Genomic DNA, 11,756 nt, shown 5'->3' with positions numbered 1-11,756 from the left:
ATATCCCACCTCAGAATTTTATAATCCGCGCATTGAGCTGACTGCTCCTGCAATATCCTGCCGCCGCATAAAGCTCTCGCCAATCAGAACCGCATCGATACCCAAAGTCTCAAGATAGCGCAAATCCGTGTTATTTTTTATACCACTCTCAGAAACCACTGCCTTTTCAGAACGGTTTTCCAAACCTGCTGTTAATCTTTCTGTAGTATGCAAATCTTCTTCAAAGGTTTTAAGGTTACGATTATTTATACCAACTATTTTTGCGCCCAAATTGTTAACCCTTTTCATTTCTTCTATATCGTGTACTTCTGTAAGGCAGTCAAGCCCCAAGCTTTCAGCTATACTCATAAATTCTTTAAGAGTAGTATCGTCCAATATTGCGGCTATCAGTAAAACAGCGTCAGCTCCGAGCATATATGCCTCATATATTTGATACTCGTCAATAATAAAATCTTTTCTTAGAAGCGGTATATTAGAAATCTTTCTTATATCAGAGATAAACTCAGGTCTGCCGAGAAAGAAATCAGTCTCAGTGAGCACGGACATAGCCTGAACATCAGAGTTCAGATATGCCTCAGCTACGGCAATATGATTCAGGTCAGGCCTTATCAGTCCCTTTGAAGGAGACGCCTTTTTTACCTCGGCAATTATTGATATCTTTTCATAATCCTTGAGCGCATTATAAAAACTAATAACCTTTCTGTTTCCGAAAGAGTGTTCAACATTACTTCTCAAAGTCTTATAGCTTACCTTCTGCTTTGTATTTTCAAGATATATTTTCTTTTTAGTTACAATCTTTTCAAGTATATCCATGATAATCTCCAAATTAATTAAAGCTGTTTGTCATATCCCTAAGCTGGTTCAATTTCTCCAGCGCCTTTCCGCTGTCTATTGCCTCTTCTGCCAGCCTGACGCCCTCTTCGATCGTATCAGCGATTCCGGTTGTATAAATAGCGGCTCCCGCATTGAGAACAACTATGTCCCTTCTCGCACTCTTTTCGCCATTTAATATATCAAGAGTTATTTTAACATTTTCTTCAACCGTACCGCCTTTTATCTCATTTTCAGGCGCGACACTGAGCCCCGCGTCCTCAGGCGAAAGATAATAATCAATCACCTTTCCGTCTTTGACCTCGGATATTTTCGTTTTACCTATAATAGACAACTCATCCATGCCGTTATCAATCCCGCAAACAGCCATACCTGCCGTAACCCCAAGATTTTTCATAGCGTTTGCTATCGGGTGCGTCAAATCTTCGCTAAAAACACCGATTACCTGGTGTTTTGCATTAGAAGGATTTGAAAGCGGACCGAGAATGTTAAATATTGTTCTGATCTTCAACTCGCTTCTTACCCCCGAAACCATCTTCATACAAGGGTGCATAGTTCTCGCAAACATAAATCCAATACCGATTTTCTCAACGCATTCTTTAACCTGCTCCGGCTGAATCATGATATTCACCCCAAGCCCTTCCAGAACATCTGCGCTCCCGCACTTGCTCGATACTGCGCGGTTGCCGTGCTTCGCTGTCTTAGCCCCTGCTCCGGCTATAACAAACGCGGCGGTTGTTGATATATTAAACGTGTTTGTTCCGTCGCCGCCCGTTCCGACACAGTCCACATAGTCGTCAACGTCAGGCGTTATGCCGACAGCTTTGCTGTTCATCATTGCCGCGCTTCCGCTAATCTCGTCTATTGTCTCGCCTTTCATTCGGAGAGCCATAAGATAACCGCTTATCTGCGTCGGTGTAGCTCCGCCGTCCAGGACAGCGTCCATAGCGTCTTTTGCTTCTTCATAACTGAGGTTCTCGCCCTCGCTCAGCTTTTTTATATATCTTGAAATCATAAATTTCACCCCTTAAAACGAATCCTACAAATTTCATTTTCAACTATATCAAATTTATATCCTTAAAAAGTTCTCAATCATTTTTGGTCCGTCAGGAGTCAGAACTGATTCAGGATGAAACTGCATTCCAAACAGCGGATACTCCTTGTGTTCCATTGCCATAACCGCTCCGTCTCCGCTTACCGCCGTGACTTTCATACACTCCGGCAGACAGTCCTTATCAGTCACCAATGAATGATATCTGCCTACCTCAGCCGTATCTCCAACAAATCCGGAAAATACCCGGGACGACTTATCAACAATTTTTATTCTGTCCGTCTTGCCATGCATCAGACGCGGCGCATGTATTGTCTTTCCGCCCATAGCTTCGCCAATTGACTGATGTCCCAGGCAAACCCCCAGAATCGGCAGTTCCTTATAAAACTCTCTGATTAGCTCAATACAAATTCCGGCGTCATCGGGATATCCCGGACCGGGAGAGATTATAATCCGCTCCGGTTTCATTTTTCTTATTTCCTGAACTGTTATCTTATCGTTTCTGTATACCAATATATCAGGTACCAGGGTTCCCACACACTGAAAAAGATTATAGGTGAACGAATCATAATTATCTATTATCAAAATCATTAAAGTTCACCCGCCTTTTCAATCGCGTCAATCATTGCCATAGCCTTGTTCAGCGTTTCTGTATACTCTGTCTCGGGCACTGAATCATATACTATTCCGGCCCCGGCCTGAACATAAGCCTTGTTGTCTTTAAACAATGCGGTTCTTATGGTTATACAGGAATCAAGGCTTCCTCCGAATCCGATATATCCTATCGCTCCTCCATAAAATCCTCGCTTCCTGTTTTCCAGCTCGTCAATTATCTCCATTGCTCTGACTTTTGGCGCCCCTGACAGTGTGCCTGCCGGAAGAACACTTTTTAATGCGTCAAACCGATTCTTATCCTGCCTCAGAACACCCTCAACGTCAGATGTCATATGCATGATATGTGAAAACCTCTGTATATATTTTAGACGTTTAACATTAACGCTCCCAAACTCACAAACCTTACCCAAATCATTTCTGCCCAAGTCAACCAGCATTATATGTTCAGCATTCTCTTTTGGGTCAGCTATCAGTTCAAACTCATTGTGTCTGTCAAGTTCTTCAGTCTCACCGCGCGGTCTGGAACCTGCTATCGGACTGTTCTGAACAATCCCGTTCTCAACTCTCACAAGCATCTCGGGAGACGCGCCGGCTATTTGACAGTTGTCAAACTTTAAGTAATACATATACGGCGACGGGTTTATCACCCTTATGGCTCTATAGGCATTAAAAGGGTCGCTGTAATTTTCAATTTCAAACCTCTGTGACAGCACCACCTGAAAAATATCGCCGTTCTTTATATACTCTTTCGCTTTTTCAACGCTATTGCAAAACTCTGATTTAGTAACGTTGCTTTTAGGCTTAGAGCTCCCCCTAAACCCATTTTTAGGTTCATTCAGCTCAGGAAGCGGAGAGTTCAATTCATTTCTTATTTCCATGAGCCTCTCTACGGCTCTGTCATATCTAAACTTTAAGTTGTCGCCGGGATGAATATTTACCATGAGCACCAGCTTCTTTTTTTTATTATCAAAAGCTATAATCTCATCCGTAAACATAAAGTGCATATCAGGCTGCTCCAAATCGTCCTCAGGAACATTCGGCAAATTTTCCGAAAGTCTCACCAAATCGTAGGAGAAACATCCTACAGCGCCGCCGCTGAATTCCGGCAGCCCCTCAATTATTGGGGATTTATACTTCTCAGAGTATTCACTTAAAATATCAAGCGGATTTCCTCTCTTTACGGTCTGAACCCCGTTAAAATCGGTCAAAACAACTTTATCACCATAACTCTTAAAGGTTAAAAACGGATTTCTCCCAATAAAAGAATATCTATTGGTCATTTCATTTCCTTCCACCGACTCCAGCAAAAAGCAGTATTTATCAGTTTCAAGTTTTCTGAAAGCCGATATGGGCGTATCCATATCAGCGAAAATTGACAATGATACAGGTATCAGGTCATAGCCCTTATCAGCATACTCCTGAACCTGTTCAAAAGTGGGATAAAACATAAAAAAAGCCTCCTCATAATTTTTTGGATTAAGAGCAGACAATAATCAAGTATTCAAATTAAATAAACTCCGCGCATGGAAGCTGAACCACATCAATCAACCGAGCGCTTTCGGGCACTATTTCAGCCCACTCATCTAATCTCATCTAATATAATACCTAATCTCGTCTAATCCGAACTAAATCTGTATGCTACATTATATACGCCTAAATAAAATTTGTCAATACTTTTCTTGAAAATTTATTATTTGATTTATAAAAAGACATTCCCCGGCATATAATGTGCCGGGGAAATAAAAATTGTTAAGCTTCCTCTTCAGGAGTTTCTTCTAAAATTTCCTGATACTTCTGAAGAATTTTATCATTTAATTCGGATCTTGTCTCCGAGTTAATCGGATGTGCAATGTCCTTATACTCACCGTCAGGGGTCTTTCTGCTCGGCATAGCTGTGAACAGTCTGCCTTCCTGGCCCTCAATGACTTTAATGTCATGCACTACAAACGCATCGTCAAATGTAACGGATACGACCGCCTTCATCCTTCCTTCTGTATTTATCTTTCTGATTCTGATGTCGGTAATTTGCATTACTTCTCCCATCCTTTCCCGGAGCTTGCCCCGAATATATAAAAATTTTTAATTTTGTACTAAAATTGTTTATATTCTTGAAATAATCCCAAAAATATAGTATACTAATCCCATAACCAATTCACGATGAAAGAGGTAATATAAAAAATGAATAATTTTTCTATATCCGATTTGCCTAAAGGCGCTTATATACACATGATAGGAATCGGCGGAATCAGCATGAGCGGTATTGCTGAAATGCTGCTGAACTTTGGTTACAAGGTCTCAGGCAGCGACGCTAAACCATCAGGTCTTACAGACCGCCTTAAACAAAACGGCGCTGAAATATTTATCGGTCAATCCGCTGATAATATAAAAAATCCTGACGCCGTGTGCTATACCGCGGCTATATCTCCGGATAATCCGGAACTTGTCAAAGCCAAAACTTTAGGTATTCCGGTTGTTGAGAGAGCGGTTTTCCTAGGTGCTCTGCTCGAAAAATATAAATATCCTATTGCGGTAGCCGGAACTCACGGCAAGACTACTACCTCGTCTATGCTCTCCCTCGTGCTGCTTGCCGCACACAAAGACCCTACAATATTAATCGGCGGTGAACTCAGTCAAATCGGCGGTAATTATCATATAGGCGGAAACGAATATCTTCCGTTTGAAGCGTGCGAATACGTTGAAAGCTTCCTGCATTTTAAACCGTTTGTCTCCATTATCACAAATATAGAAGAAGACCACCTGGACTATTTTAAAGACCTTAATCATATTATAACATCTTTCGTGAAATTTGCAAGTCTTACAAGTGATAACGGCTGCAATATTGTATGTATTGACGAAAATACTACCCAATCTATTGTGCAAAATGTCAAAAAAAAGGCTGTTACTTACGCCTTAAATAACAAAAACGCTGATTATACTGCTGAAAATATAACTTTAGAAAAGAATGGTTGTCCTACCTTTGATATATTCAATAAGGACAGAAAAGTGTTAAGCGTCAGCCTTAATGTTGCCGGAGACCACAATATATGCAACGCCTTAGGCGTAACGGCGGCATGTGAATTTTTAGGCATAGAACCCGAATATATAAAGAGCGGTCTCGAAGAGTTCAGGGGCGCGAAACGGAGATTTGACCGTTTGGGAAAAACCGAAACGGGAGTTGATGTTGTGGATGATTATGCACACCATCCGACAGAAATAAAAACAACTCTTGAAACAGCTAAAAAAATGGGATACAACAATGTTTGGGTGGCTTTTCAGCCCCACACTTATACCCGTACAGCTGCGTTTTTGGAACAATTCGCCTCTGCACTTAAAACGGCTGACAGAGTAATGATAACAGATATATATCCGGCCAGAGAAAAGTATGACGGAACAATGCACGCATGCGATTTGGCACGGCTTATACCGGGTGTGGTCTATATGAACGATATGGACGCAATGAAACGGTATATACTTTCAAACGCCAAGCCCGGAGATTTAGTTATAACAATGGGGGCCGGAAACATCTGCGACCTCGGATACTCGCTTACACAAAAATAGGAGGACATTATATGGGCAGGAAAAAATATATATCGCTGAATCAGACAAAAGACATTGTTGTCTATCGTGAAGCAAAATATTCCGATATTCCCGAACTGTGCGGAATCGTAAGCGAAGCATTTGATTTCGGTTCGTTTCTGGACAACGAAAAAGACCTGTACAGCATGACAAAATGTTTTTTGGGGCAATATTTTGTTATTTCTTCTTTCTGTCAGGTTGCTGTTTTAAACGGGAAAATTGTTGGGGTTATTTTTGGTCTTGCCAAAACTCAAAATTGGCCTCTTCTGCACTTTGGCGCAAAGATTAAACTTGCGCCGTGCAACCTGGGATTTGTTTTAAAATCAATTCTAAAACCTAAATACTACCGCTCATTTATAGGACAGAAGGAGCTTTACGATTCACTGGAGCCTCAAATCAGCGGACTGGACGGTGACATAACCCTGTTCGCAGTCAGCAGTGAAGCGCGCGGTCACGGTATAGGAAAAAATTTAATCGAACAGCTCTACAGCCATTTCAGAAGGCACAAAGTTAAGAGGATTTATGTTCTTACCGACAATATGTGCACCTATGAGTTTTATGAAAAACAAGGTTTTGAAAGGACAAGAACCGGGAGTATTGAAATAATACGAAACAATAAGCCTTTTGTATTGGAGGCATACCGTTATGAAAAGGACTTGGAATATTGATAAAAAACTATAAAAATAACCGGGACGGGATATACTATGAATAAGGAATTGTTAATCGAAGGAATCAAAAAACTCGGTATGGAAACAACGGAGGAACAGATTGAACGCTTTTCAAAATACTCAGAACTTCTGAAGGAATGGAATAACAAAATTAATCTTACTGCCATCACAGACGACGACGGTATATCGGTCAAGCACTTTCTTGATTCTATTCTGCCTCTTGCACATATTGAAATAAAAACCGGGGCAAATATTGCAGACGTCGGCACAGGCGCCGGCTTTCCAGGGCTGCCTATAAAAATTATACGCGACGATATTAATCTGACCTTGATTGATTCCTTAAATAAAAGAATTAATTTTCTCACTCTTGTCTCAAACGAACTCAATTTGTCAAATACTGTATGCGTTCACGGACGAGCTGAGGACTTATCGAGAAAACCCGAGTACAGGGAAAAATTTGATTATGTAATTTCAAGAGCCGTGGCTAATATGACAGCCCTATCAGAATACTGTCTGCCCTATATCAAACCCGGCGGAATGTTTATCGCACTGAAAGCTGAAGGCGCAGAACAGGAAGTTGATTCAGCCAGAGCCATGATATGCAATTTAGGCGGCAGGATTGACAAAATAATAAAAGCGCCTTTGCCCAATTCTGATATAGTCAGAAGTCTGATAGTTATAAAAAAAGTTAAACCAACCCCCAAATCTTTCCCCAGAACATCAAAGAAAATAAAACAGCAAAGTAAACCTGTTCTATAATTTTTATTTAAACAATATTTTTATAAAAAAACTATTGACAATAAACAGCTGGTTATGCTATTATAATATAGCTGTTTACGTGGTCCGGTAGTTCAGTTGGTTAGAATGCCAGCCTGTCACGCTGGAGGTCGTGGGTTCGAACCCCATCCGGATCGCCAATGCTGCCTTAGCTCAGTTGGCAGAGCACTTCCTTGGTAAGGAAGAGGTCGGCGGTTCGACTCCGCTAGGTAGCTCCAAGAGACTATACAGATGTATAGTCTTTTTTTCATTTATTTTCCACTCTTTAATATACAGAATCTAACCGAAACTTTTATTTAAATTTTTTTATCATAATAAGATATAAATAAGACAATCCATGTTTTAAATTCTAAAAACATTGCATAAAAATTTATATTCTTAGTTTTTATAGAGTTCTCCGGTCATATAAAATTTATTGCTTTTTTCAACCCAATATGTTATAATATATAAATTAAATCTTGTAAAGTTTATGTGATAGATTTACATTTTTTATAAAAATTTTAAAGATAAAAATGTAAAATATAAATAATTATTTGAGAATCGTCTTGAAGGGAAGAGTCGAATGTTGCAAAAAAATATAATTCACGAAAATTTAAACAATTTTTGCGTTACTTGGTTTAAAAATCGTGATGCGAAAAGCGCGGCAGAATATTTATCTGATGACATCACCTTTGTCGGCACGGGACAAAGTGAATATGAAAATGGAAAAACCGACATGCTAAATTATATTGAGCGTGATATCGAGGAAATATCTGAACCTTTTGATTATGAACTTGTCTTTATCCATGATCAAAAGATTTCTGATGACGTATATAAATCATCAGCCGAAATGATACTAAAAAACTCTCTATATGAATGGCATCTCAGAGCCTTTTTTTTGGTAGTTAAGGAAAACGGCCGCTGGCTGATTAACAATCTGCATTTCGCCGAGCCAAGCAGCAGCCAACGGGAGCAAGAGCATTATCCTCAAACGCTGGTTATGAAAAATACAGCCCAAATTAGGAATAAACTTTTGAACGACTCTCTGGCGGGCGGTATGATGGGCGGATATTTAGAAGAAGGGCTGCCCTTTTATTTTGTAAACCGTCAAATGCTGGACTATTTGGGATATGATAATGAAGGAGATTTTATAGCAGATATAAACGGATTGATAACCAACTGCATGCATCCTGACGACAGGAAATCTATAAAAATAGAGATTGATAAACAACTTAAAGAAAATAATGAATATGAAGTTGAATATCGCATGAAGAAAAAAGACGGCTCATATATATGGGTTCACGATTTAAGCCGCACTATTATTACCGAGAGCGGAAAGCCCGGCATAATATCAGTATGTATAGACATAACCGCTCAAAAGAAAACACAAGATGAAATTCTGCACATATATAACAATATTCCGGGCGCCGTCTTCCGCTGCCGGTTTGACTCGAAACTCTCCATTATAGATGCAAATGACGGATTATATGACTTTTTAGGATATACCAGGGAAGAGTTTTTAGAAATGGGCAATTGTATGGCTTCAATTCTGCACCCTGACGACATGAAAAAAATTATTGATGAACTCAGTATACAACTTAGAAACGGGAACACCATAGACAAAGAAAACCGAGTTATATGTAAGGGCGGAACAGTAAAATGGATATCTGTTAAGGCTCAGTTATTTAAAGAAGAAAATGAAGATAGTTGTTTCTATTGCGTTTTTGTAGATATAACCGAAAAGAAACGTCTTCAGGAGCGTGTTAAGGAGTTATATGAGAACGAGTTAAAACACTTTGCGGAACAATCTCCCTCTGACCGTATAATTCAAGGGCGTCTGAATGTTACCCAAAATATCTTGGAAAGCTATACATCAACACTCAACTTAGTTCATGCCAAAGTCGGAGATACCTACGATAAAATTATAGAGAATTTGTCAAAGTCCGCTGTTGACTCCGAGTATGGAGAAAAAATTCTTACTTCGTTAAACAGAGAAACTGTTCTTCAAAATTTTGCGTTAGGTAAAAGCAACTATCATTTTGACTTTCTCAGTCAAGGAAATGATAACTCAGTTTTTTGGTCAACTACAAGCTTTCGCTTCTGCGTTAATCCCGAAAATGATAATATAATTGCATTTTTTTATACTTTGGACGTTACTGAGCAAAAGCTTCAGGAACAACTGCTCAGGATGATAGCAGAAATAGATTATGATATTATAACAGAAATAGACATAAATAAAAACCAATACAAACTCCTTTCATTCAATAAAGAAGATGGAAACACTTTGCCTCCCAGCGGTAAGTTTCAAGAGGAAATCAGAAACATAGCAGATAAATTTATGGATGAGAAATCTACGAATGAATACCTTACAAAACTTGATTTCGATTATATAAAAGAACAACTTAAAACAAATAAAACATATTCATTTATAATAGAAATGAAAAACATTTATGGCAAGCTCCAAACCAAAAGGCTGGAAGTGTTTTATATCAATAAGGAACTGGGCCGGGTTTGTATGGCGCGCACCGATGTAACAGATATTGTGGAGAAAGAAAAACATCAAAAGGAGGAACTCGCCTCAGCTCTGGTTGCTGCAGAACAGGCGAACGCCGCCAAAACTGATTTTCTATCCAGGATGAGTCATGAAATCCGTACACCCATGAATGCAATAATAGGTATGAGCACTATTGCGGCACAGGCTATCGGAAACGATGAACAGGTGGCAGACTGTATTTCTAAAATTGGTATCTCGTCACGTTTTCTGCTCTCGCTTATAAACGATATTCTTGACATGAGCAGAATCGAAAGCGGTAAAATGCTTTTAAAATCTGAGAAGATACCTATAGAAGAATTCTTAAACGGCATCAATTCGATATGCTACTCTCAAGCAGCGGCCAAAAATGTTGAATACGAGTGTATAGTTGATCCAATACTGGACGACTATTACATCGGCGACGCTATGAAACTTCAACAGGTATTAATAAATATTCTCAGCAACGCTATAAAGTTTACAAGCGAGAACGGTAAGGTTTCTTTTTCTGCTTCAGTTCACAGAAAATTAAAAAACGACGCAGTTCTGAGATTTATTGTAAATGACACCGGTATAGGAATGAGCGATAAGTTTATTCCTCATATATTCGAACCGTTTTCACAGGAATATACCGGAACAACCTCACTTTACGGCGGAACCGGTTTGGGATTGGCAATTTCTAAAAATATTGTTGATATGATGGACGGAAACATAACCGTTCGCTCTATAAAAGATATAGGAACAGAATTTACAATTGACGTAAAATTGGGTATCAGCGATGAGGAATTGCTTCATCATAAACATAAGAAAATAACATATAACTTTTCGCATCTAAAGACGCTGGTTGTAGATGATGATGTGACGGTGTGTGAAAGCGCTGTCGTTACCCTCAAAGAAATGGGAGTTAAAGCCGAATGGGTGGACAGCGGCATAAAGGCTATTGAACGAGTGAAAGAGCTTTACAATAACAAAAAATATTTCGACATGATACTGATAGATTGGAAAATGCCGGAATTGAACGGTATCGAAACTGCACGGCAGATAAGAGAAATTGTCGGCCCTGACGTTACAATTATTATTATGACCGCCTATGACTGGGCTTCAATAGAGCATGAAGCAAAGTTAGCCGGAGTAAATATGCTTATGAGCAAGCCTATGTTTAAATCGTCTCTTATTTCTGCTTTTTCTAAAGCTATGGGTGAAAAGGAAGAGAAATCACAGCAGGCGAAAACCTTGGAATACGATTTTTCAGGAAAACATATTTTACTGGTTGAAGATAATATGATAAACACTGAAGTAGCTGTTATGCTGCTTAAATCCAAAGGATTTTCTGTCGACACCGCCGAAAACGGTCTGCGCGCTATAGAAATATTTAATAAATCTCAAAACGGATATTATGACGCAATCTTAATGGATATACGCATGCCAATAATGGACGGTCTCACCGCCGCCAGCAATATACGCCACTTAAGCAACGGCGACGCCAAAACTATTCCGATAATAGCCATGACCGCCAATGCTTTTGACGATGATATCGAAAAAAGCAAAGCTGCCGGTATGAATGCACATTTAGCAAAACCAATTGAACCCGACAAATTATATCAAACGCTTTATGATTTTATTTTTGAACAGGATAAATAATATTAACGTACTATAAACTGGATCTGTAATAATTTTAAAATATGAAATATAAAACTGTTTTACAATTTTTACGACATTAAATACAAGG

General features: G+C 39.3%; 9 protein-coding genes and 2 tRNA genes. 6 read left to right on the top strand and 5 right to left on the bottom strand.

The annotated features are described in order from the left end of the window. Positions 1–18: 18 nt before the first annotated feature. The 5 genes from trpC to spoVG form a co-directional block, all read right to left on the bottom strand. On the bottom strand, positions 19–813 hold the full coding sequence (gene trpC / locus B9O19_RS05820) for an indole-3-glycerol phosphate synthase TrpC (RefSeq protein WP_102365523.1): 795 nt from the start codon (positions 811–813) through the stop codon (positions 19–21). A gap of 13 nt (positions 814–826) precedes the next feature. After that, positions 827–1,846 carry an anthranilate phosphoribosyltransferase gene (trpD, locus tag B9O19_RS05815; protein WP_102365522.1) on the bottom strand — a complete coding sequence of 340 codons (1,020 nt, stop codon included), beginning with the start codon at positions 1,844–1,846 and terminating at the stop codon, positions 827–829. 54 nt (positions 1,847–1,900) lie between these two features. Then, entirely contained in the window at positions 1,901–2,473 is a 573-nt protein-coding gene (locus B9O19_RS05810) for an anthranilate synthase component II (RefSeq protein ID WP_102365521.1), read from the bottom strand. Continuing rightward, positions 2,473–3,945 (bottom strand): anthranilate synthase component I, encoded by a 1,473-nt coding sequence (gene trpE, locus B9O19_RS05805; protein WP_102365520.1) that lies wholly within the window; start codon positions 3,943–3,945, stop codon positions 2,473–2,475. The genes B9O19_RS05810 and trpE overlap by 1 nt, the downstream gene beginning before the upstream one ends. 301 nt (positions 3,946–4,246) lie before the next feature. Continuing rightward, positions 4,247–4,528 (bottom strand): septation regulator SpoVG, encoded by a 282-nt coding sequence (spoVG, locus tag B9O19_RS05800; RefSeq protein ID WP_102365519.1) that lies wholly within the window; start codon positions 4,526–4,528, stop codon positions 4,247–4,249. 147 nt (positions 4,529–4,675) lie between these two features. Between spoVG and murC the strand changes: the two genes are divergently transcribed. The 6 genes from murC (at position 4,676) to B9O19_RS05770 (ending at position 11,668) form a co-directional block, all read left to right on the top strand. Continuing rightward, a complete protein-coding gene (gene murC, locus B9O19_RS05795; RefSeq protein WP_102365518.1) occupies positions 4,676–6,055 on the top strand; it encodes a UDP-N-acetylmuramate--L-alanine ligase in 1,380 nt (459 codons plus the stop codon). A gap of 11 nt (positions 6,056–6,066) precedes the next feature. Then, on the top strand, positions 6,067–6,741 hold the full coding sequence (locus B9O19_RS05790) for a GNAT family N-acetyltransferase (RefSeq protein ID WP_102365517.1): 675 nt from the start codon (positions 6,067–6,069) through the stop codon (positions 6,739–6,741). 36 nt (positions 6,742–6,777) lie between these two features. Then, the gene (gene rsmG / locus B9O19_RS05785) at positions 6,778–7,500 is read left to right on the top strand and encodes a 16S rRNA (guanine(527)-N(7))-methyltransferase RsmG (RefSeq protein ID WP_102365516.1); all 723 of its coding nucleotides are present in this window, start codon (positions 6,778–6,780) and stop codon (positions 7,498–7,500) included. A gap of 81 nt (positions 7,501–7,581) precedes the next feature. Next, a tRNA-Asp gene (locus B9O19_RS05780) sits at positions 7,582–7,658 on the top strand. Between the two features lie 2 nt (positions 7,659–7,660). Next, positions 7,661–7,736: transfer RNA gene (locus B9O19_RS05775), tRNA-Thr, on the top strand. 344 nt (positions 7,737–8,080) lie between these two features. Beyond that, positions 8,081–11,668 (top strand): response regulator, encoded by a 3,588-nt coding sequence (locus tag B9O19_RS05770; protein ID WP_102365515.1) that lies wholly within the window; start codon positions 8,081–8,083, stop codon positions 11,666–11,668. Positions 11,669–11,756 lie beyond the last annotated feature (88 nt).

The organism is Monoglobus pectinilyticus, from assembly GCF_002874775.1.
In the GTDB taxonomy this organism is placed as follows: domain Bacteria; phylum Bacillota; class Clostridia; order Monoglobales; family Monoglobaceae; genus Monoglobus; species Monoglobus pectinilyticus.
The sequence above is the reverse complement of the archived record's forward strand: the minus strand, read 5'-3'. Positions and strand labels throughout refer to the sequence as shown.

Bases quoted from the DNA above. Each gene is read 5' to 3' on its own strand.
- trpD (WP_102365522.1), bottom strand. From the start codon at position 1,846: ATGATTTCAAGATATATAAAAAAGCTGAGCGAGGGCGAGAACCTCAGT.
- murC (WP_102365518.1), top strand. From the start codon at position 4,676: ATGAATAATTTTTCTATATCCGATTTGCCTAAAGGCGCTTATATACAC.
- rsmG (WP_102365516.1), top strand. From the start codon at position 6,778: ATGAATAAGGAATTGTTAATCGAAGGAATCAAAAAACTCGGTATGGAA.
- spoVG (WP_102365519.1), bottom strand. From the start codon at position 4,528: ATGCAAATTACCGACATCAGAATCAGAAAGATAAATACAGAAGGAAGG.
- trpC (WP_102365523.1), bottom strand. From the start codon at position 813: ATGGATATACTTGAAAAGATTGTAACTAAAAAGAAAATATATCTTGAA.
- B9O19_RS05810 (WP_102365521.1), bottom strand. From the start codon at position 2,473: ATGATTTTGATAATAGATAATTATGATTCGTTCACCTATAATCTTTTT.
- trpE (WP_102365520.1), bottom strand. From the start codon at position 3,945: ATGTTTTATCCCACTTTTGAACAGGTTCAGGAGTATGCTGATAAGGGC.
- B9O19_RS05770 (WP_102365515.1), top strand. From the start codon at position 8,081: ATGTTGCAAAAAAATATAATTCACGAAAATTTAAACAATTTTTGCGTT.
- B9O19_RS05790 (WP_102365517.1), top strand. From the start codon at position 6,067: ATGGGCAGGAAAAAATATATATCGCTGAATCAGACAAAAGACATTGTT.